Consider the following 21,444-nt stretch of genomic DNA (forward strand, 5'->3'; position numbering starts at 1 on the left):
AAGGATGCCGCCGCCGATGTCCTTCGTCACCAAGAGTGTCGACGAGTCCCGGGCGCTGGTGGCGGAGTACTTCTACGCCGTCGCGATGGACCTCCGGGGGCCGGCCGAGACGTTCACCTTCGACCTCGACGTGCTCCGGCTCGGGCCGGTCACGCTCGCCGAGGTCCGGTTCGGCGCGGAGGTCGCGGTGGAGGTGGAGCAGATCACCACATACCACATGGATCTGCCGCTGGCCGGCTTCGCGGAGACCGTGCAGGCCGGTCGGGCCGTCACCGCCACCCCGGAGCGCGCCGGGCTGTACCGCCCCGACGCGGGCGCCATCCTCGCGCCCCGGATCAGCGGCGACTGCCGGCTGCTCAGCGTGAAGATGGAGCCGGCCGGCCTGGAGACCGAGCTGGAGAGCCTGCTCGGCCACCCGGTGCGCGGCCCGCTGCGGCTGTCGCGCAGCCTCGACCTGACCGGCGGCCCCGGCCGCAGCCTCTACCGGCTGGTCCGGCTGGCCGGCGCCGAACTGCACGACGAGGGCGGCCTGATCTTCCACCCGATGGTCGCCGGCCGGCTGTGGCACGGCATCCTGACCGGGCTGCTGCTGGCCGCCGACCACCCGTACCGGGAGGAGCTGGCCAGCCAGGCCACCCCCAGCCGCCCCCGCCACGTCAAGCGGGCGATCGACGTGATGGAGGCCGACCCGGGCCGCCCGGTCACGGTCCACGACCTCGCCCGGATCTCCGGCGTCGGCGTGCGCGCGCTGCAGGAGGGCTTCCACCGCCACGTCGGCGTCTCCCCGATGGCCTACCTGCGGCGGCTGCGCCTGGCCCGCGCCCACGAGGAGCTGCGCGTCGCCAGCCGCGGCGAGGCGACGGTGGCGAGCGTCGCCAGCCGGTGGGGCTTCGTGCACCCGGGCCGCTTCGCCGCCGCCTACCGCCGCACCTACGGCGTCCTCCCCGCGGAGACGCTCGACCTCTAGCCCGGACGACCCGGAAGACAGAGACAGCGGGCTACCGCGACGCCCGCCGTGGTCCGGACCGTTGCTCCCGCGGCCTCACCCTGCGCGGTTCGCGGTCTCACCCCGGCCCCTGCGGGGAGCTCGACAGCTCCGCCGGCTGCGTGATCACGCAGCATTGGACACGAATCGGCAACGGCTCGTGACTGTCCGCTCGACGCTTGGTTGCATGATGACGCAAACACGCAGTGGCTTGGGGAGGCGACTCGATGGTGGGTTCCCACCGCACCCGGTTGGCGGTCCTCGGGGCGATCTGCCTCGCCGCGACGCTGGCCATGTCCGTGCCGGCGGCGGCCGCGGACGACGATGTCCGGACGCGGCCCGAGCCACCCACCGCGGTTCCGGAGGTGTATCCGCCCGGGTCGGCGGAGGTCTGGCTGCCGGCCCGGTGCGCCACCGGGGCGATCACCGGCGTCCGCGAGGAGCTGACCGAGCCGTCGGGGCTGTGGGTCTCCGGCTGGATCCAGCCGTGCGGCCCCGGCCTCTTCGACGGGTTCGCCGTCTTCTGGTATTACGGGCCGGTCGCGATGCGCAGCCGCCAGGTGTACGACTACTTCTCGTTCGACGAGCCGACCCCCTTCTCCGTCAGGATCGCCACGCCCGGCGGTCCCGAGCCGACGCTCGGCCTGACCGCGCTCTGCGTCGCGTACCACTACGACGGCCGGCTGGCCTGCCTCGCCATCGACGCCGACACGCCAGGTGTCCTGCCGGCCGTCACCCCCATCCCGCCCGACGACCCGCGCGTCCAGTACCCGGTGCCGGTGACCAAGCCGAGCGACGTGCGCACGGACCCGGTCTGCGGGACGTGCCTGTGACCGCGTCCGCGGAGCCGGTGCCGTCGCTGATCGGCTGGGGCGCCTCGCCCGACGCCGACCTGGTCTACCGCCAGCTCTCCACGTTCGGCCGGGCCACCGCGGGCGAGCTCTTCCGCGAGCTGGGGATGCCCCGCGCGCGGGTCGACGCGGCCCTGGACAAGCTGGCCGCCCTCGGCCTCGCCGTCGCCCGCCGGCCCCCGGGCCGGACGAGCATGGTCTGGGCACCCCGCTCCACCGCGCGGGTGCGCCGCGAGCCCCCGTCCCCGCCGGCGGCCGGCGCGTGGCCGCGGGAGGCGCTGCCGGACGTGGTCGTGCACCACGCCACGCACCTCGGCGAAGGGCTGCGGCACCTGCCCAGCCGGGCGGCGAGCCGGGCCCGGCTGGGCGAGCTCGTCGCGGTGGCCCGGCACGAGCACCTGGCCATGCACCCCGAGTCGAGCTTCGACGCCGAGGCCGCGAAGCCGGCCCTCGCCATGGACCGGACGCTGCTCGAACGCGGCGTCTCCATGCGGGTGCTCGGCGTCCAGCCGGCCACCCCGGACCCGTTGTCGACGTACGGGCGCACCCCGTCCGACCCGCAGCCGGCGTACCGGGAGATGCCGGCCGTACCGATGAAGCTCTTCGTGGTCGACCGCAAGGTGGCCCTGTTTCCGGTGACGCCCACCGACGTCAACCGGGGCTACCTGGAGGTCACCCAGCCGCCCGTCGTGGCCGCGCTCGTGGCTCTCTTCGAGCGGCACTGGGCCGCCGGCCGAGCCGTACAGGAGAATCCGATGTCACGGTTGGAACTCGACCCGCGCGAGCACACGCTCATCGGACTGCTGGCACAGGGCCACACCGACGCCTCCGCCGCCACTGAGCTGCGGGTCAGTCCGCGGACCGTCTCCACGATCGTCCGTTCGCTGATGGACCGGCTGGGCGTGGAAAACCGCTTCCAGCTCGGCCTGGCCCTCGGCGCCCGGCATCTGGTGGCGCCACCGGAGCCCGACGGCCGCCGCCGACCGGCGTAGCCTTGCGCCATGGCTTCTGGTGTGGACAAGGGGGACCTGGTCCCGGACTTCGAGTTGCCCGACCAGACCGGCCGGCTGCGGCGGCTCTCCGAGCTGCTCGCCGGTGGGCCGGTCGTCCTGTTCTTCTACCCGGCCGCGCTGAGCCGGGGCTGCACGGCGGAGAGCTGCCACTTCCGCGACCTGGCACGGGAGTTCAAGGCGGCGGGCGCGCAGCGGGTCGGGATCAGCCGCGACAGCGTGGCGCGGCAGCGGGAGTTCGCCGAAAAGCACAGCTTCGACTACCCGCTGCTGTCGGACGCGGACGGTGAGGTGGCGGAGGCCCTCGGCGTAAAGCGAAAGCTGCCGCTCGGCCCGATGAGCATGAAGCGGATGACGTTCGTCATCGGCACCGACCGGCGGATCCTCGCGGTCATCCACAGCGAGCTGAGCATGGAGCAGCACGCCGACCGTGCCCTTGAGGTGCTGCGCACGCGCCACGCTGTGTAGGCGCCGCGCCCGTGGCTCAGCCGGTGGCGGTCACGGTCAGGCGCCACCGCAGCACGCCCGAGGCGGGCACGACCGCGGCGTCGCCGTCGCCCGCCTCGGCGAGGTCGAAGGCGCGGCCGAGCATGGGTTCCACGCCGATGCTCCGGTACGGGTCGCCGGCCGGCCAGCCGCCCAGGTTGCGCCAGAGGGCGACCGAGACCGGCTGCCCCTCGGCCGCGAGCGAGAAGGTGAGCGACCCGCCGTCCTCGACCGTCACCTGTGGACAGTCGGTCAGGATGGCCCCGGTCGCCGTGCCGTCGTCCGGGCCGCACGCGTCCAGCGGCGTGCCCAGGGGTGCGGGCCAGGGACCCGAGCGCCACGGGCCGGCGTCCGGGAAGACCCGCGTAGCGGTGCCCGGGGGCGCGACGATCCGCGCGGACGGCGAGAGGTCGAGCAGGGCGTGCGCGGCCCACAGGAAGCGGAAGCCGGGCGCGGCGGTCAGCGCGTAGCTCGCCACCACCGCCCCCTCCACCTCCTCGACGGAGCGGCGCAGCGCGAAGCCCGGCCCCTCGACGCAGCCCGGTGCGCGCCACGGGCGGGACCAGACGTGGCCGTGGTCGGGTGTGCCGCGTACGGTCGGCAGGCACTCCTCCAGGCCGCCCGCGTCGACGAAGGCGTCGCCGGGGCGCACCGACTCCCGCTCCGCGGGCCGCCGCCACAGCCACTCGCGCCCGCCGGAGCGCAGGCTCGTCCACCGTCCACCGTGGACCAGGTCGACGGCGAAGGAGAGCCTCACCATTCGGCGAACGAGCCGTCGTCCTGCCGCCACACCGGGTTGCGCCACGCGTGGCCGGCCCGGTCGGCGCGGCGTACCGCCTCCTCGTCCACGTCGATGCCGAGCCCGGGCGCCTCCAACCGTCCGATGTGTCCGTCCACGATGCGCAGTGGCGCCGGGTCGACCAGGTAGTCGAGCAGCTCGGTGCCGCCGTTGTAGTGGATGCCGATGCTCTGCTCCTGGATGAGGAAGTTGGGGGTGGCGAGCGCGACCTGGAGGCTCGCCGCGAGCGAGACCGGCCCCAGTGGACAGTGCGGGGCGAGCAGCGCGCCGTGCGTCTCGGCGAGGGCGGCGATGCGGCGTACCTCGGAGATGCCGCCGGCGTGTGACGGGTCGGGCTGCACGACGCTGACCCCGGCCTGCAGGGCGGGCAGGAAGTCGGCGCGGCCGTAGAGGCGCTCGCCGGTCGCCACCGGTACCGGCGCGCAGGCGACGAGCTCGGCGAGGCGGTGGCCGTGCTCGGGTACGAGCGGCTCCTCCACCAGCAGTGGGTGCAGCGCGGCGACGGCGGGGAGGATGAGGCGGGCGGCTGGGTACGTGGCCCGGCCGTGCAGGTCGAGCGCCACGTCGCGGTGCGGGCCGAGCACCTCGCGGGCGGCGGCGAGGCGGCGCACCACGTCTTCCACGTCGGCCAGGGTGGGGACCGGGGCGAGGCGGCCGGAGGCGTTCATCTTCACGGCTGTCATGCCCGCCTCGACGTGCGCCGCCACCCCCTCGGCGATCTCGGCGGGGTCGTCGCCGCCGACCCACGCGTACACCCGGACGCGGTCCCGGACCGGGCCGCCGAGCAGGGCGTGCACCGGTGCGCCGTACGCCTTGCCGGCGATGTCCCACAGCGCCTGGTCGAGCCCGGCGACGGCGCTGGAGAGCACCGGCCCGCCACGGTAGAAGCCGCCCTTGGTGAGCACCTGCCAGTGGTGCTCGACGCGGAGCGGGTCCTCGCCGACCAGGTACTCGGCGAGCACGTCCACCGCGGCCCGCACCACCTCGGCGCGCCCCTCCACGACCGGCTCACCCCAGCCGACCAGCCCGTCGTCGGTGGAGACGCGGCAGAAGAGCCAGCGCGGCGGCACCAGGAACGTCTCGACGCGGTCGATCTTCATGCGGGGCCCCCGGGGAAGCGTGGAGCGAAGCGGAGCGCCTTCTCGGGGTGCTTCATTCCGCGCCACCGAGCCTCACCACGTCGTCGAAGGCCTTCCGCAACAGCAGTCTCATCGCCGAGGCGGCCGAGGCCGGGTCGTGCGCGCGGATCGCGTCGACCACGGCTCGGTGCGACGGGACCGGGTCGTCGCTGCCCTGCGCGCCGTGCACCATCCGGTCCCGCTCGGCCAGGCCGGTCTCGATCACGACCTCCATCCGTACCAGAAGCTCGTTGTGGGTGGCGGCGAGCAGCGCGCGATGGAACGCGAGGTCGGCCGCGACGGCGGCCGAAGCGTCGGAGCCGGCGGCGGCCATCGCGGCGAGCGCCGCGTCCAGGGCCTCGACGTCGGCGTCGGTGGCGCGGGCGGCGGCGAGGCTGGCGGCGCCCGGCTCGACGATGCTGCGCAGCTCGTGCAGGTCCTCGAAGAGGCTCGGCCGGGCCGCCCGGGCGAACTGCCAGCGCAGCACGTCGCCGTCGAGCAGGCTCCAGTCGGCGCGCGGCCGGACGAACGTGCCGCGTTTGGGACGCGCGTCGACCATCCCCTTGGCGGCGAGGACCTTGAACGCCTCGCGGAGCACGGTCAGGCTGACGTCGAACTCCGTCTGGAGCGCCGCGATGTCCAGTGTGGAGCCCTCGGCGAACTGCCCGGTGAGGATGCGCTGCGCGATGACCTCCACCGTCTGGCCGTGCACCCCGCGCGCCGCGTACTGCTGCATTGCCTACCTCGCTCCGTCGCTCGGCGCTCGTCCGTCGTTGTGGTCAAGGCCCGTAGCCTCGCTACTGCACCCCACGAAAACGCCGCGCGGCGCTTCGCGCCGCTCCGCGTTTCCCCGGGCCCCCCGACTCCCGCTCATTGCCCACCAATCGATTCTCAGGATGACGACTTCACCGCGGTCCAGCCGCCGTCGACGACGAGGCTGGCGCCGGTGACGTAGCTGGCGTCCGGCGACGCGAGGAACGCTACCGCCGCCGCCACCTCGTCCGGCGTGCCGAGGCGGCCGGCCACCGTCGCGGCCGCGGAAAGCGCGCGGTCCGCGGCCGAGATGCCGTCCCACGCCGGCGTGAGGATGGGACCGGGCAGCACGCTGTTGACCCGCACCCGCGGCCCGTACTCCACGGCGAGCTGGCGGGCGAGCGCGACCAGCCCGCCCTTCGCGGCGGCGTACGCGGGGCGGCCGGGGAGCCCGACCAGCGCGTGCACCGACGACACGACGACGACGCTGCCGCCGGTCTCGCGCAGGTCGGGCAGGCAGGCGCGGACGCCGAGGAACGTGCCGGTGAGGCTCACCGCGATCTGGTGATCCCAGGAGGCGCGGGTGGTGGCGTCGGCGGGCGCGACCTCGACGGCGTACGCGTTCGAGACGAGGATGCTGATCGGACCGAAGCGCTCGTTCGCCGCCGCCACGACGGCCGCCCAGTCCTCCTCGTCGGACACGTCCGCGCGGATCGCCAGGGAACGGCCGCCGGCCGGCTCGTCCGCGGGGCGGATGTCGGCGAGCACGACCGAGGCACCCTCGGCCGCGAGGCGGCGCGCGCAGGCCGCGCCGATGCCCGACGCAGCGCCTGTGACCAGGGCATTCTTGCCCGTGAGCCGTCCAATCACCGACCACTCCCGAGAAGTAACCATTAATTACGAAGATATCTTGACAGCCGGCCGGGGCTGATGCAACCTTTCGGAAACACACCGCTTACAAACAACGGGGCTCTGCTAGCTGGCTCGCTCCGCTCGCTTCCGCCCCGGCTGCTGGCCCGATCCGAGCTGGTCGCTCCGCGCCCAGCTCCGCGTCGAGCCAGCCCCGGGGCCCTGCTTCGCAGGAGGACAACGATGGTTCACAGCGAACTCAGCCGCCGCGGCTTCCTGGCCGGCCTCGGTGGCCTGGGCGCGGCCGCGCTCCTCGGCGGCTGCGCGACCAGTGGCTCCGACAGCGGCAGCGGCTCTTCGGCGACCCTCACGCTCCAGTCGTCGCTGTCCGACCCGTCCCCCAAGGCCGCACTGACCAAGGTGGTCGAGGGATACACCAAGACCAAGGTCACCCTCAACACGATCGCGATCGAGACGTTCCGGGCCCAGCTCCCGACCTACCTCAACTCGGCCACGCCCCCGGACGTGCTGACCTGGTACGCCGGCTCGGTGGCCCGCGACTACGCCAGCAAGGGCTTCCTGCTCGACGTCTCCGACATGTGGACCGGCAGCGGCGCCTGCGCCGGCTTCTCCCCCGCGCTCAAGGAGCTCTCCACCGGCGCGGACGGCAAGCAGATCTTCGTACCGACGAGCTACTACTGGTGGGGCGTCTTCTACCGCAAGAGCGCGTTCCAGGAGTGGGGCGTGCAGCCGGCGACCACGTGGGACGAGTTCATCAACCTGTGCAAGGCGCTGAAGGCCAAGGGCGTCGCCCCGCTGACGATGGGGACCGGCTCCACCCCGTGGGTCGCCTCCGGCTGGTTCGACTACCTCGACCTGCGCGTCAACGGCGCCCAGTTCCACCGCGACCTGCTCGCCGGCAAGCACTCCTTCGACAGCCCCGAGGTCAAGGCGGTCATGGAGCACTACCGCGAGCTGCTGCCGTACATCGACCCGAAGGGGCGCTCGTACTCGTGGCAGGACGCGGTCACGCCGCTGGCCAGCAAGAAGGCCGGCATGTACCTGATCGGCGCGTTCGTCACCCAGTCCGTGCCGAAGGACGTGGTCGACGACATCGACTTCTTCCGGGTGCCGGTCATCGACCCGAGCGTGCCGCTGGCCGAGGAGGCGCCGACCGACGGCTTCTTCGCCAGCGCCAAGTCCAAGAACGTCGAGGGCGCCAAGGAGCTGCTCGCGTACCTGGCCTCCGCGCCGGCGCAGGAACTCTACATCAAGGAGTCCGCCTCGTCCAACCTGCCCACCTCGCCGCAGGTGAGCACGACCGGCTTCTCGCCGCTGGTGCAGAAGGGCATCGAGCTGCTCAACGAGAGCGCGGCCATCACCCAGTTCTTCAACCGCGACTCCAGCGACGAGCTGCAAAGCACCGCCGACACGGCGCTCACGAAGTTCCTCGACTCGCCCGGCGACGTCGACTCGATCCTCGCCAGCTGGCAGTCCTCGGCCCAGAAGGTCCTCACCTCGTGACCGCAGTCGCAGCGCCCACGAGGCGCCGGCGCCAGCGCCGCCACATCTCGCCGGTGGTCTGGCTCTTCCTGCTCGTACCCGCCGCCATCGAGGTCGGTCTGGTCTTCTGGCCCGCCCTCAACAGCTTCTACCTCTCCCTCACGAGGTGGAACGGGCTCGGCGCGCCCGAGCAGGTCGGGCTGGACAACTTCCGCGAACTCTTCTCGGACGGCGTCTTCCGGGAGGCGCTGGGCAACAACGTGATCTGGGCCGTCGGCTTCGGAGGTCTCTCCGTGGCCGGCGGCCTCGCCCTCGCCGTGGCGCTGAACAAGCCCCGCCGCGGCGTCGGCGTCTACCGCAGCGCGATCTACCTGCCGATGGTCTTCTCGCTCGCGGTGACCGGCCTGTTCTGGCGGGTGCAGTACCAGCCGGACGGCACCGTCAACACGCTGCTCGGCGCGGTCGGGCTGGAGAGCCTGGAACGGCAGTGGCTCGCCGACCCGAAGACCGCCCTCTACGCGGTGCTCGTCGCGGCGGTGTGGCGGCAGGTCGGCTACGTGATGGTGCTCTACCTGGCCGGCCTCAAGGGCACCGACCCGTCCCTCGACGACGCGTCCGCTGTGGACGGTGCCAGCGCGTGGCAGCGCTTCTGGTACGTCACCTGGCCGCAGCTGCGCGGCGTCAACACGGTCGTCTTCGCGGTGACGGTCATCGACTCGCTGCGCACGTTCGACATCGTGTGGGCGATGACGCAGGGCGGGCCGTACCACTCCTCGGAGCTGCTGAGCACCTACATGTTCCAGCAGGGCTTCACGTTCCTCAACCTCGGCTACGCCTCGGCGGTCGCCGTCGTCATCTTCGCCCTCGCCCTGCTCTTCATCATCACGTACCTGGTCCGTACCCTGAAGGAGGAGGTCTCATGAGCGCACCGGCCGTCACGGCGCCGGCGCCGCCGGCGGCATCACCCTCCACTTCGCACGATCGTCAGCGGGTACGGCGCAGGGGCTGGGCGTTCCACGCGGTCATGGTGCCGCTGACGCTGCTGTGGGTGGCGCCGATGGCGTTCGTGGTGCTGATCTCGATCCGCGGCTTCGACGACATCGCCGCCCGGGGCACCGCCGCGCTGCCGGACAGCTTCACGTTCGAGGGTTTCCGCACCGCGTTCGGCGAGGGCGCGATGGGCGAGGCGCTCTGGACCAGCGTCCAGGTCACCGTGCCCGCGGTCATCCTGAGCCTGCTGCTGGCGTCGATGGCGGCGTTCGCGCTGAGCCGGTACGCGATCCCGGGCCGCCGCGCCATCCTGCTCGTCATGCTCGCCGGCAACCTGCTGCCGCCGCAGATCCTGCTGATCCCGGTCTCCCGGATCACCGAGTCGCTCGGCATCTACGACACGCTCGTCGGCCTGGTCGCCATCCACGTCGGCTTCGGGCTCGGCTTCTACACGTTCGTGCTGCACGGCTTCATGCGCTCGATCCCGAGCGAGGTGACCGAGGCGGCGCGGATGGACGGCGCCGGCGCGTTCGCCGTCTACGCCCGGATCGTGATGCCGCTGTGCCGGCCCTCGCTCGCCGCGCTCGGCGCGCTCGCCACCACCTGGATCTTCAACGACCTGATCTGGGCGATCACCGTGCTCCGCACCCAGGCGAAGTTTCCGGTGACGGCCGCGCTGCTCAACCTCCAGGGTGGCTACGTCAGCAACTGGAACGTCGTCGCGGCCGCCTCCATCATGGCCGCGATCCCCACCGCCATCGTTTTCTTCGCCTTCCAGCGCCACTTCGTCTCCGGTCTACTGATGGGCTCCGCCAAATGACGCTTGAAAAGCTGGCCATCACCCTCTGGGACTTCACCTGGTACACGCGCACCGGCCCCGGCGAGCCGTTCGAGGACCTCGACGCGGCGTACCGGCAGGCGGCCGAGCGGGGCTACAACACGATCCGGATCTGCGCGATGCCGCTGCTGCTCTTCGGCTCCACGCTGGACACCGGCGCGCTGCGCCTGAGCGGGCTCGGCGGCGACTACGGGCAGCGCACCCGCTGGTACGACGTGCGGCACACCACCACTGTGGACGGCCGGGCCCAGCTGCTCGCGCTCTTCCGGGGCGCCGCCCGGCACGGCTTCAAGGTGATCGTCTCCAGCTGGGAGTACCAGCAGAGCCCCTCGTTCCTGACCGACGACTCGTGGCACCGCGCGGTCACCGCGATCCCGCCGGCCGGCCGGGCGGACGCGCTCGCCGACGCCCTCGCCGCCCTCGTCGACCTGCTCAAGGCCGAGGGGCTCGACGACCGGGTGGCGTTCGTGGAGCTGCACAACGAGGTGCAGATCGGCCGGCTCGCCGACGTCACCGGCACTCGCGGCGAGGCGGCGATCCTCGGCCTCCAGCCGTACCTGGAGGGCGGCATCGACCGCTTCCGGGCCCGGCACCCGGAGATCCCGGTGACCGCGAACTACGCGCGGGTGCCGGCCGGGTACATGCGCGGGCTGCCCCGCAACGCCGGCGTCGCCGTCTTCCACCCGTACGTGTACGGGGTGCTCGAACAGCTCGTGGACGAGTTCGCGCTCCGCGACGAGTCCCGGCCGTACCCGCAGGAGCGGGCCTACGCCGAGCTGCTCCGGGACGGCGCGCCGAAGCTTGAGGACTGGCAGCCGCCGGCCGCCGACCGGTGGCGCCTCGACGCGACCGCCGTGCGGCACCGGGAGATGTACACCCACGACTGGTGCGACCCGGACAGGTGGGACCGCTGGCTCTACGACCGGTACGGCGAGCACCGCCGGGCGATGCGGTCCACTCTGGACACCTGGATCGACGTCGCCGCCGACTGGGCCGCCGAACGCTCGGTGCCGCTGGTGTTCGGCGAGGGCTGGGTCGGCTACACGCCGCTGTACGGCACCTTCGAAGAGGGGCCGGTCGGCGCCGAGATCTGCGAGCACGCGGTGCGCCGCTCGGCCGAGGTCGGCGCGTGGGGCACGCTCGTCTGCTCCAACGCCGCCCCGCACCATCCGATGTGGAACGATGTCGCCTTGCAGCGGCGGCTCAACGAAGGGTTCGTACGGTGAGTCGTGAGTGGACGCTCGTCGGAGCCACCACCGAGTACACGGTCGGGCTCCCGGAGCACGACGGCTGGCTGGAGCTGCGCGCCTGGGGGCCGCACGGGGTGAGCGACGGCCCCTCTCCCCTGGCGTACGTGGGGCGGCCGCAGTACATGACCCCGGGCGACGTGGCCGCCGTCGAGTACGCGCCGGAGGGGGTGCGCCCGTTCGCCGGCCCGGACCTGGTCGTGCGGCCGGCACGCGCCCTGTCCTGGTCGTTCGACGGCGCCTCCCACGAGGGTGGCCTGCTGCGCGTGGACTTCGCCGACGCGGCGACCGGGCTGCGGGCCGCCCTGCACTACCGGTTCGCCGCCGGCTCCGACGTCGTCGAGCGGTGGGTCGAGCTGACCAACACCGGCGACTCGGCGCTGCGGCTCGTGGAGCTCGGCTCGGCCGGCTTCTCGGTGCCCACCCCGCACGGCGCCCGCCTGACGTACCTCAGTGGACAGTGGGCGCAGGAGTTCACGCCGGCGGAGACCGAGCTGCGGCGCGGGCGGTTCGAGATCGGCAGCGCGCTCGGCGTGACCGGGCACCAGTTCTCGCCCTACCTGGCGGTCCAGGACACCCGCGAGGCCGGCCCGGCCTGGGGCGTACAGCTGGCCTGGACCGGGTCGTGGCGGATCGTCGCCGAGCGGGACGCGGCCGGCCTCACCCGCGTGCGCGCCGGGCGGGTCGCGGTCGACGGGCCGCTGATCCTCGCGCCCGGTGCCACGCTGGTCACACCGGTGGCCGCCGGGGCGTACAGCGCGGACGGCGTCGACGGGCTGGCCCGGGTCTGGCACGCGTACGAGCGCGGCCTCGCCGGCGACCGCCTCACCCGCACCCGCAAGGTCATCTACAACTCGTGGGAGGCCACGTACTTCGACGTCACCGCCGCCGGCCAGCTCGCCCTCGCCGAGGTGGCGGCGGAGATCGGCGTGGAGACGTTCGTGGTGGACGACGGCTGGTTCGTCGGGCGCGGCGACGACACCGGCGGGCTCGGCGACTGGACGCCCGACCCGGCGAAGTTTCCGGACGGGTTCGACACGTTCGTCGACCGGGTACGCAAGCTGGGGCTGGAGTTCGGGCTCTGGGTCGAGCCGGAGATGGTCAACCCGCGCTCCGCGCTCTACGCCGCCCACCCCGACTGGGTGTACCAGGTGGACGGCCGCCCGCGCACGACGATCCGCAACCAGTACCTGCTCGACCTGGGCCGCCCCGAGGTGGCGCAGTTCGTCCACTCCACACTGGACGGCCTGCTGCGGCGCTACGACGTCACGTACCTCAAGTGGGACTTCAACCGCCCGCGGACCGAGCCGGGCCGCACCGGCGTACCCGATGAGGAGCCGGACCTCGACGGCGCGCACGTGGCCGCGCTGTACCGGATCCTGGCGGCGCTGCGCCGCGACCATCCGCAGGTGACGGTCGAGGGGTGCGCGGCCGGCGGCGCCCGGGTCGACCTGGCCATGGCGTCCAGGGTGGACGTGGTCTGGCCGAGCGACAACACCGCCCCGATCGACCGGCTGCGGATCCAGGACGGCTACCTGCGCGCCCACGCGCCGCACCTGATGAGCTCGTGGGTGACCGACGCGACCGGGCTCTTCGACGCGCGGCCGCGCTCGCTCGCGTTCCGGTTCGTGCTGGCCAGCGCCGGCGTGCTCGGCATCGGCGCGGACATCCGCCGGTGGAGCCCGGCCGAGCGGGTCGAGGCGGCCCGGTGGGTGGCCCGGTACAAGCAGGTCCGCGACGTGGTCACCCGGGGCGAGGTGCACCGGATCGGCGGCCCGGACTCCGACCGCTGCGCCGTGCAGTACACACTGGACGGTCGCGTGGTCGTGCTCGCCTGGAACACCGGCCCGCTCGACGGCCTCGGCACGGTGCCCGCGCGGCCGGTCCGCCTCCCGCTGCGCGGCCTGGACCCGGCGGCCCGCTACGCGGCGGGCGGCCAGGAGTTTTCCGGCGCCCACCTGATGTCGGTCGGCCTGCCGGTCCGCTGGACCCCGGAGTACGACGCCGACGTGATCGAGCTCAGTCCGGTGAGTTGACCCAGGTCGGCTCCCCGTGCTTGCAGCGGATCTTCATCCGGACCTCGGTCGGCCCGTCGAACCAGATCCGCGCGGTGAGCGCCGGACCCGCCACCACCTTCGTCACCCGGTAGCCGCCGGCGGCGTCCCACTCCAGGAGCTTGACCTCGCCGTCCCGCTGGCACTTGGCCAGGACCGTGCCGCCGGGTGAGACGAGCACGCGGCTGCGCGGCGGCAGGGTCGGGTCGGCTGACCGCTCGATCGACGGCGCCGGCTCGGGCGTGGTCGGCGTCGCCTCCGGCGCCGGCCCGGCCGTGGGCGCCCCGGGGCTGGTCGCCGGCCCGCCCGGACCGCTGCCCGCCGCGGGACCCGGGCCGCCCGGTGGCTGCCCGGCGGCGGGTCCGCCGCCACCGGCCGGCGCGCCGTCCGGGTCGCCGCCGGGCGCGGTGGTCACCGTGACCGCGCTCCCGGCCGCGCCGGTCGCCTCCGGATCCGGGGAACGCTGCTCGGCGAGCGCGCCGCCCGAGTCCCTGCCCGAGCCGGCGATCAGGGCGGCCACCACGACGGTGGCGACCACGGTGGCGGCGCCGACCGCGACGGCCAGGGTGCGCCGCCGGCGCCGGACACCGGCCGGCTCGACCGTGGGGCGGTCGTCGGGCGCCGGGCCGGCGTCACCGGTGCCCTCCCCCGGCTCGGCCGCGGCCTGGCGCACGACCACCCCCGCGGCCCGGGCGAGGACGTCGGCGACCTCGGCGGCGGTGGGGCGGTCGGCCGGCTCCTTGGCGAGGCAGCGGCCGCACAGGTCGGCGACCTCGGGCGGCACGCCGGCGACCGCGGGCAGCGGGTCGGGCTCCGCGTAGGTGTGCGCGCGGATCATCTGGGTGGTCGTCTCGGCCGCCCAGGGCAGCTTGCCGACCAGGACATAGTGGACCAGCAGCCCCAGCGCGTACACGTCCGAGGCGGGCACGACCTGGTCGCCGGTGAGCCGCTCGGGGGCCAGGTAGGCGGGCGTGCCGATCATGCGGTCGTCCTGGTCGAGGTCTTCGAGCGGGCCGGCCGCGGCGGCGATGCCGAAGTCGACGACCTTGGCCCCGCCGGTGGTGAGGATGACGTTGGACGGCTTGATGTCGCGGTGCACCAGGCCGGCGTCGTGCGCGGCGGCGACCCCGCCGGCCACCTCGGCGCAGACCCGCATCGCCTCGCGCGGCGGCAGCGGCCCGTCGGCGATCCGCTGGCTCAGCGTCGGCCCGCGCAGCAGCTCCATCACCACGAACGGCTCCGGCCGGCCGTCGGCGCCGGTCGACTCTCCGTAGTCGTACACCCCGCAGACGTGCGGGTGGGCGAGGCGGGCGGCGGAACGGGCCTCGGCCTGGATGCGCAGCCGGGCGCCGGCGTCGGTGGCGAGCCGGCCGGCCAGCACCTTCACCGCGACGGGGCGGCGCAGCACCTCGTCGGTGGCCCGCCAGACCACCGACATGCCGCCGGTGCCGATCTGGTCCTCCAGCCGGTACCGGCCGCCCAAGAGCCGCAGCGCTTCCACGCGGCACAGTCTGCACCACGCGACATTCGTCGGGCAGCCGCCGTCCGGACGACGGATGTCCGACCACTCCGCCACGTATCAGGGAAGCCCGGGTCGCCTCCCACTTCGGACGGACACCCACCTCCCGCCCTGGGGGGACGCGCCCGCGGGATCGGCGGCCGACGATGGCCAGATGAGGAAACGACAGATCGTACGCGCCGTCGCGTCCGCCGCCGTCCTGCTCGCGGCGGTCGCCGGACTGCCCGCGGCCGCCTCCTCCGCGCCCGCCGACCCGATCGACCGCACCGCGCTGAGCAGGGCACTCGCCGCCGTACACGCGGCCGGGGTGCCCGCCGCCTACGCCGAGGTCCGCGACGGCGGCCGCCGCTGGTCGGGGGCCGCCGGCGTCGCCGACCTCGCCACCGGCCGCCCGGCCCGGCCCGACCTGCGGCACCGGGTCGGCAGCATCACCAAGAGCTTCGTCGCGACCACCGTGCTCCAGCTCGTTGCCGAGGGGAAGGTGGGGCTCGACGACCCGATCGGGCGGTGGCTGCCCGACCTCGTCCCCGGCGAGCTGGGTCAGCGGGTCACCGTCCGGATGCTGCTCAACCACACGAGCGGGATCGGCAACTACACCAACGCGCTGCTGGACACGCTCGCCGAGGTGATCAGCGTCGGGACGGCCACGTTCACGCCGGAAGACCTGGTCCGGATCGGGCTGTCGCTGCCGCCGACCGGGGCGCCCGGCGAGCGGTACTCGTACTCCAACACCGGCTACATCCTCGCCGGCCTGCTCATCGAAAAGGTCACCGGCCACGACGCGACCGCCGAGGTCACCCGCCGGGTCATCGGCCCGCTGGGGCTGCGCGACACGTACTTCCCCGGCGCCGACCCGGCGATCCGCGGCCCGCACGCCGGTGCCCACTTCGCGCTGCTCGGCGTCCGCGACTTCGCCCGGTACGGCATGACGTGGGCGTGGACCGCCGGTGAGCTGATCTCCACGCCGTCCGACCTGGACACGTTCTACCGGGCGCTGTTCGGCGGCAGGCTCCTGCCCCCGGCCCAGCTGGCGCAGATGCGCACCACCGTGCCGATGGACCCGCAGGCCCCCGAGGCCGGCGGGTACGGGCTGGGCGTCTACTGGCTGCCCACACCCTGCGGCCAGCGATGGGGGCACGACGGCGGGGTGATCGGGCAGATCACGGTGTCGCTGCACGCGCCGGACGCCAGCCGGCAGATGTCGCTCGCCACCAACCTCAGCCACTACCAGATCGGCCTGCCCGAGGAGCACCCGATCGACACCGCGTGGCTCGCCGCCGTGGTCGCCGGCGTCTGTCCCGGTGCGGCGGCGACGCGCGCCGCGGGCGGCCCGCCGCTGGCCCTCCCCCTTCCGGGCGCGCTGCCGCTCCCGCGGGGCTGATCCGTCCGCCTCCGCGGGGCTGATACGTCACGGTTCTGACAACACCGGCGCGGGTGCCGCCTTATCTTGAGCGGAGGCGCAGGCTCAACCCTGAGGCGGTACCCGTGTCGATCCGGATCGCGACGTTCAACGCCAACAACCTCTTCTCCCGCTGGTCCTTCGAGGCGGAGCTCCCCCGCACCCTCTCCGACAAGGCCCTGCCCACCCTCAACGCGAGCGCGGGCGAGGCGGCCGGCGTCGCGGGCAACGCCGCCACCGGTGCCCAGCCGGTGCCCACGCCCGAGGTCGTCGAGGTCACCGTGCCCGGCGACACGCCGCTGACCGGTGTACTGCGGACGTTCCAGGGCAGGCTGGTGCGGGGCAAGGACCCCAAGGCCCGCGACTGGATCGCCCGCCGCATCGCCGCGCTCGACGCCGACGTGCTCTGCCTGCAGGAGGTGGAGGACCAGGACGCGCTGGACGCGTTCCACCGCGACGACCTGGCCAAGCGCGGTATCCAGTACCCGTTCCGGGTGGTCGTCGAGGGAAACGACCGGCGCCGCATCGACGTCGCGCTCTGCTCCCGCCTGCCGATCACCCGGATCAGCTCGTGGCGCTTCTGGCCCGGCGCGGACGGCAGCGCGGTGTTCAGCCGCGACCTGCTCCAGGCCGAGGTCACCGCCCCCGACGGCAAGCCGCTGCGGATCTTCGTCAACCACCTGAAGAGCCAGTTCATCCAGGACGAGTTCAAGCTGAGCGCCGCCGAGGTCGAGGAGGAGCGCGCCCGGATCGACGCGCGCCGCACCGCGCAGGCGGTCGCGATCCGCACGATCCTGCGCAGGCTGCGGATGACCAGCCGGGTCGTGATGACCGGCGACATGAACGACGCCCCCGACTCCCCCACCCTCGCCGCGCTGGCCGACGCCGGCCTGGTCGAGCAGGTGGGCACGGGCACGACGATCCCGGGCCCGAAGCGCAACGGCGCGATGACCGAGGACGCGTTCGGCGACCTGAGCCCGCACATGTGGACCAACCGGCACCGGGCCAAGGGCGTGACCTCGTTCAACCTCTTCGACCAGATCTGGACCAGCCCCGACCTGCCGGTCGCCGCCGCCCACGTGATGCGCCGCACCCAGATCAGCGGCGACGGCTCCGACCACGACCCGGCCTGCGTCGACCTCGACCTCTGACGTGATCGAAGCTCCCTTCACGTCGTTCTAGCGACTTGAGGGGAGCTTCGATCACGGGGCTCGGGCGGCGGGTCAGTACGAGCCGACGTCCTCGGAGTGGGCCCAGGCGCCGCACGGGTCGTCGTAGCGGCCCTTGATGTAGCCGAGGCCCCACTTGATCTGGGTGGCCGGGTTGGTCTCCCAGTCGGTGCCGGCCGAGGACATCTTGCCGCCCGGGTACGCCTGGGGGATGCCGTACGCGCCGGAGGAGGGGTTGCGGGCCTTGTGGTTCCAGCCGCTCTCCTTGGTCCACAGCTTGTCCAGGCAGGGCATCTGGTCGATGCCGAAGCCGCTGGCCAGCAGCAGCGCGCAGCCGGTCCTGCGGTTGCCGCTGTACTCGTTGCAGGAGGCCGGGATCGGGCCGCTGTACGGCTTGGGCTCCGCCTTGGCCTCCTCTTCCTCGCGCTTCCTGCGGCCGGCCGCGTCGGCGGCCTTGCGGGCCCGCTCGGCCTCGGTCTTCGCGGCGGCGGCCGCCTTCTCCGCGGCGGCGCGCTGGGCCTCCCGCTGGTGGGCGGTGGCGACCGTGTACTCCCGGTGGCGCTCCTTGAGGTACTCGACCTCCTGCTGGTCGGCGTCCGCGACGAGCTGCGCGCGGACACCCTCCCGCTGCGCCTCGCGGCCCTGCCCGAGGTGGTAGCCACCGCCGATGCCCGCGACGAGCAGCGCCAGGGCCAGCGCCCGGATGCCGAACCGGCTCCACAGCCGACGCATGAATCGTCCTCCTCGACAGCGAGTGAGCCGCGCCGCCGAGGATCCTGTCACAGATCGGGGAACTACGCGGGGGTGGCCGCCCGCCGGATCCGCGCCAGCCTCGGCCGGGACGGCCAGCGCACGTCGCGTACCCAGCCCAGCTTTTCGAAGAGCCAGATCACCCGGGCCGAGATGTCGACCTCCCAGGGGCGTACGCCGTGGCGGGCGCAGGTCGGGTCGGCGTGGTGGAGGTTGTGCCAGGACTCGCCCATGCTGAGGATCGCCAAGGGCCAGAAGTTGGCGGAGCGGTCACGGGCGGCGAAGGGGCGCTCGCCGACCATGTGACAGACCGAGTTGACCGACCAGGTGACGTGGTGCAGCAGCGTCACGCGGACCAGGCTCGCCCAGAAGAACGCGGTCACCGCGCCCCACCACGACCAGGTGATCAGGCCGCCCATCACCGCGGGTGCCAGGAGCGTCACCGCGGTCCAGAGGCCGAACGTGCGGTGTACCAGGCGGATGTCGCGGTCGGCGAGCAGGTCGGGGGCGAAGCGTTCCTGGTTGGTCAGGTCGCGGTCGAGGATCCAGCCCAGGTGCGCGTGCCAGAAGCCGCGGGCGAGCGCCGCCGCCGACGTGCCGAACAGCCACGGCGAGTGCGGGTCGCCCTCCTGGTCGGAGAAGGCGTGGTGGCGGCGGTGGTCGGCCACCCAGTGCAGGATCGGCCCCTGCACCGCCATGCTGCCGGCGACGGCGAGCGCGACCCGCATCGGGCGGCCCGCCTTGAACGCGCCGTGCGTGAAGTAGCGGTGGAAGCCGACGGTGGCGCCCAGACAGGTGAAGACGTACCAGCCGGCGGCGAGGCCGACGTCCACCCAGGACAGTCCCCAGCCCCAGGCGATCGGCACGGCCGCGACCAGGGCGAGGAACGGAACGATGACGAACAGGTACACGGTCACGTGGGCGGGCAGCCCCCGCTTGCCACCCAGCAAAGCCTTGGGGCTCACGGCTTCCGAGGCTAGACGACCGGGTGGGCCACGGGGCTAACCGCGGCCCACCGCCCGATGAACGTCGCCCGTGCGGGCCGCTACTCGTACGGCGTCAGGAACTGCGCCGGCCGCAGCGCCTTGGACGAGACGCGGATGTCGCCGATCCAGCCGTAGAAGCCCTGCCCGTAGCCGAGGTCGAACGAGTTCGCCCCCACCACGAACGGCCGGCCCATGGTGCAGATGCCGGTGGAGGGCTGGGTGGGGTTGCGGGCGATCTTCGAACCGTCCACGTACACGGTGGTGCGGCGGGAGTCGTTGACCACCGCGAGGTGCGTCCACCGCCCGACCGGCAGCGCGTGGCTCCACGAGGTGGGGTCGGCGTCCTGCTCCTGCGGGTACACGACGAACTGCAGGAAGCGCTCCGGCGAGATGTTGAGGCTGCACGTCGGCTCGAGCGGGGACCAGCCGGTGGTCTTGCCCGCGTCGCCGTTGCGCCCCTCCCAGTTGAGGATGCCCATCCACGCGTGGTCGCCCTCGAACGGGTCGGGCAGCTTGACGAAGACCTCGATCGTGTACCCGGTCAGGAACTTCATGCTGTTGATCGGCGCGTCCGGCCCGGCCCGGAGGATCGCGCCGCGGTCCGGGCTCTTGCCGCCGTCGAAGCGGAGGCTGGCGTGCGCGGGCTGGCCCGGGTGGTGCTCGTCCGACCAGGTCACCACCTCGGGGGCGCTGGTGTGCAGCCGCTGCAGGGTGAGGTCGTTGCCGTTGCCGGTGAGGTCGCGGGCGACGGCGCCGGCCGGTACCGGGGCGCCCGCGCTCACGGCGCCGTTGAGGCCGGAGCGGTCGAAGCGCCAGTACGCCACGGTGGTGCGCGACACCACCGCGGCGGCCGGCCGGGGCGCGGGCGGGGTGACCGGCGCGAAGCCCTGGAAGCGGGCCGCGAAGTCGATGTCCACAGTGAACCGGTCGACCGGGCCGGTCAGCTCGATCGTCTCGGCTTCGAGGGGCGAGCGCTTGGCCGGGTCACGGGCCAGGAACCACGGCGAGAACGTCTCCACGTCGATCACGCCGCGCACCAGGTCGAAGTGGTACAGCCGGATCATGGCCGCGCCACCGTAGTACCGGTCCTGGTAGTTGGTGATGTGCACGTGGACGTCGCGGCCGGCGTCGTTGGTGAGCGTGGTCCGGCCGGGCGGCCAGTAGTGCCCGTTGAGCGTCAGGAACACCTGGTCGTTGCGGCGGACCAGCCGGTCCCAGAGCCGCTGCCCGTTGCCGGACAGGTGCGCCTGGCCGTTCTCCTCGGCGAAGGCCAGGTCGTGGGTGGTGAGGACGACGGGGGTACGCGGGTGCGCGTCGATCACGCCCTGCGCCCAGGCCAGCCCGGCGTCGGAGACCCGCCAGTCGAGCGCGAGCACCAGCCACTCCCGCCCGCCGGCCGCGATCACGTGATAGCTGTTGTACCCGTCCGGCGAGGCCCCGCCGAAGCTGGGGACGTTCGCAAACCGCCGCGGGCCGAACGCGCGCAGGTACGCCGAGTCGCCGCGCTGGTCGTCGCCGCCGCGGATGTCGTGGTTGCCGGCCAGGACGCTGTACGGCACCTTCCCGTCGATCAGCCGGAACGCCTGGTCCGCCAGGCCGATCTCGTGGTCGCTGCCGTGCTCGGTGACGTCGCCGAGGTGCGTCATGAACGCGATGTTCGCCTCGGCCCGCTCCTGCTTCAGGTACCGGAACGTCGCCTCCAGGGGCGCCGGGTTGGAGCTGTCCTCGTCGAAGAGGTACTGCGTGTCCGGCAGCACGGCGAGCGCGAAGCGCGGGCTCTGCCAGTCGAAGCCGCCGCTCCCGCCGCTCTGTGCCGATGCCGGCTCACCACCCGCGAGCAGGCCGACCGCGGGCGCGGCGACGAGCGCGGCGGCCGCGGGGGCGGCGAGCAGGGTGCGGCGCCCGACCCCGGGCGCCTTGCGGTCGTTGTCCATTCGGAACCTCCCCAACACCAGGTAACGGCCGTGACTCTCGCCGCCCCTGGTGAAGGCACGGTTGCGCGACCTCCAACGCCGGCTGCCACCCGCTCGAAGTCTCCGCGATCTTGATCGCGGTTTGCGCTTCCCGACGACGGAGGGTGAGGCCGCGGGAATGCACCCCAAGAAAACGCTCCGCTGCGCTCCACGTTTCCCCGGGGG

General features: G+C 73.4%; 19 protein-coding genes. 11 read left to right on the forward strand and 8 right to left on the reverse strand.

Features of this window, described 5'->3' with window-relative positions; translation table 11 throughout:
* The first annotated feature begins 16 nt into the window (after nt 1-16).
* The 4 genes from RB614_RS40040 (at nt 17) to RB614_RS40055 (ending at nt 3,314) form a co-directional block, all read left to right on the forward strand.
* On the forward strand, nt 17-967 hold the full coding sequence (locus RB614_RS40040) for an AraC family transcriptional regulator (protein WP_308717950.1): 951 nt from the start codon (nt 17-19) through the stop codon (nt 965-967).
* A 245-nt stretch (nt 968-1,212) separates the two neighbouring features.
* On the forward strand, nt 1,213-1,818 hold the full coding sequence (locus tag RB614_RS40045) for a hypothetical protein (RefSeq protein ID WP_308717951.1): 606 nt from the start codon (nt 1,213-1,215) through the stop codon (nt 1,816-1,818).
* Entirely contained in the window at nt 1,815-2,828 is a 1,014-nt protein-coding gene (locus RB614_RS40050) for a LuxR C-terminal-related transcriptional regulator (protein WP_308717952.1), read from the forward strand. The genes RB614_RS40045 and RB614_RS40050 overlap by 4 nt, the downstream gene beginning before the upstream one ends.
* Nucleotides 2,829-2,837: 9 nt before the next feature.
* Complete coding sequence (locus tag RB614_RS40055; RefSeq protein ID WP_308717953.1) at nt 2,838-3,314, forward strand: peroxiredoxin; 477 nt, start codon at nt 2,838-2,840, stop codon at nt 3,312-3,314.
* A gap of 16 nt (nt 3,315-3,330) precedes the next feature.
* Here RB614_RS40055 and RB614_RS40060 read toward each other — a convergent pair whose 3' ends face one another.
* The 4 genes from RB614_RS40060 to RB614_RS40075 form a co-directional block, all read right to left on the reverse strand.
* Entirely contained in the window at nt 3,331-4,092 is a 762-nt protein-coding gene (locus RB614_RS40060; RefSeq protein WP_308717954.1) for a hypothetical protein, read from the reverse strand.
* Nucleotides 4,086-5,231: a galactonate dehydratase gene (dgoD, locus tag RB614_RS40065; RefSeq protein WP_308717955.1), complete on the reverse strand. Its 1,146-nt coding sequence runs from the start codon at nt 5,229-5,231 to the stop codon at nt 4,086-4,088. Before dgoD ends, RB614_RS40060 begins: the two co-directional genes overlap by 7 nt.
* Before the next feature lie 52 nt (nt 5,232-5,283).
* On the reverse strand, nt 5,284-5,985 hold the full coding sequence (locus RB614_RS40070) for a FadR/GntR family transcriptional regulator (RefSeq protein WP_308717956.1): 702 nt from the start codon (nt 5,983-5,985) through the stop codon (nt 5,284-5,286).
* 155 nt (nt 5,986-6,140) lie between these two features.
* The gene (locus tag RB614_RS40075; protein ID WP_308717957.1) at nt 6,141-6,872 is read right to left on the reverse strand and encodes an SDR family NAD(P)-dependent oxidoreductase; all 732 of its coding nucleotides are present in this window, start codon (nt 6,870-6,872) and stop codon (nt 6,141-6,143) included.
* Nucleotides 6,873-7,094: 222 nt separating this feature from the next.
* Between RB614_RS40075 and RB614_RS40080 the strand changes: the two genes are divergently transcribed.
* Genes RB614_RS40080 through RB614_RS40100 form a run of 5 tightly spaced genes read left to right on the forward strand, consistent with a single transcriptional unit; the run spans nt 7,095 to nt 13,465 of the window.
* Nucleotides 7,095-8,375 (forward strand): ABC transporter substrate-binding protein, encoded by a 1,281-nt coding sequence (locus RB614_RS40080; protein WP_308717958.1) that lies wholly within the window; start codon nt 7,095-7,097, stop codon nt 8,373-8,375.
* On the forward strand, nt 8,372-9,277 hold the full coding sequence (locus RB614_RS40085; RefSeq protein WP_308717959.1) for a carbohydrate ABC transporter permease: 906 nt from the start codon (nt 8,372-8,374) through the stop codon (nt 9,275-9,277). Before RB614_RS40080 ends, RB614_RS40085 begins: the two co-directional genes overlap by 4 nt.
* Nucleotides 9,274-10,164, forward strand: a complete 891-nt coding sequence (locus RB614_RS40090) for a carbohydrate ABC transporter permease (RefSeq protein ID WP_308717960.1) — start codon at nt 9,274-9,276, stop codon at nt 10,162-10,164. Before RB614_RS40085 ends, RB614_RS40090 begins: the two co-directional genes overlap by 4 nt.
* Complete coding sequence (locus RB614_RS40095) at nt 10,161-11,408, forward strand: cellulase-like family protein (RefSeq protein WP_308717961.1); 1,248 nt, start codon at nt 10,161-10,163, stop codon at nt 11,406-11,408. The genes RB614_RS40090 and RB614_RS40095 overlap by 4 nt, the downstream gene beginning before the upstream one ends.
* Nucleotides 11,405-13,465, forward strand: a complete 2,061-nt coding sequence (locus RB614_RS40100) for an alpha-galactosidase (RefSeq protein WP_308717962.1) — start codon at nt 11,405-11,407, stop codon at nt 13,463-13,465. Before RB614_RS40095 ends, RB614_RS40100 begins: the two co-directional genes overlap by 4 nt.
* Here the strand turns inward: RB614_RS40100 and RB614_RS40105 are convergent.
* On the reverse strand, nt 13,449-14,984 hold the full coding sequence (locus tag RB614_RS40105) for a serine/threonine-protein kinase (protein WP_308717963.1): 1,536 nt from the start codon (nt 14,982-14,984) through the stop codon (nt 13,449-13,451). The genes RB614_RS40100 and RB614_RS40105 overlap by 17 nt on opposite strands.
* Before the next feature lie 289 nt (nt 14,985-15,273).
* Here RB614_RS40105 and RB614_RS40110 point away from each other — a divergent pair, with 289 nt between their 5' ends.
* Together RB614_RS40110 and RB614_RS40115 are read left to right on the forward strand one after the other, a co-directional pair.
* On the forward strand, nt 15,274-16,383 hold the full coding sequence (locus tag RB614_RS40110; protein WP_308717981.1) for a serine hydrolase domain-containing protein: 1,110 nt from the start codon (nt 15,274-15,276) through the stop codon (nt 16,381-16,383).
* Between the two features lie 104 nt (nt 16,384-16,487).
* On the forward strand, nt 16,488-17,552 hold the full coding sequence (locus RB614_RS40115) for an endonuclease/exonuclease/phosphatase family protein (RefSeq protein WP_308717964.1): 1,065 nt from the start codon (nt 16,488-16,490) through the stop codon (nt 17,550-17,552).
* 72 nt (nt 17,553-17,624) lie between these two features.
* Here the strand turns inward: RB614_RS40115 and RB614_RS40120 are convergent, their stop codons facing one another.
* The 3 genes from RB614_RS40120 to RB614_RS40130 all read right to left on the reverse strand — a co-directional run bounded on the left by RB614_RS40120 (nt 17,625) and on the right by RB614_RS40130 (nt 21,240).
* Nucleotides 17,625-18,302 carry an aggregation-promoting factor C-terminal-like domain-containing protein gene (locus tag RB614_RS40120; protein ID WP_308717965.1) on the reverse strand — a complete coding sequence of 226 codons (678 nt, stop codon included), beginning with the start codon at nt 18,300-18,302 and terminating at the stop codon, nt 17,625-17,627.
* 62 nt (nt 18,303-18,364) lie between these two features.
* The gene (locus tag RB614_RS40125; RefSeq protein ID WP_308717966.1) at nt 18,365-19,285 is read right to left on the reverse strand and encodes an acyl-CoA desaturase; all 921 of its coding nucleotides are present in this window, start codon (nt 19,283-19,285) and stop codon (nt 18,365-18,367) included.
* Between the two features lie 80 nt (nt 19,286-19,365).
* On the reverse strand, nt 19,366-21,240 hold the full coding sequence (locus RB614_RS40130) for a LamG-like jellyroll fold domain-containing protein (RefSeq protein WP_308717967.1): 1,875 nt from the start codon (nt 21,238-21,240) through the stop codon (nt 19,366-19,368).
* Between the last annotated feature and the right edge of the window lie 204 nt (nt 21,241-21,444).

The sequence above is a fragment of the Phytohabitans maris genome (assembly GCF_031085175.1).
GTDB lineage: Bacteria > Actinomycetota > Actinomycetes > Mycobacteriales > Micromonosporaceae > Phytohabitans > Phytohabitans maris.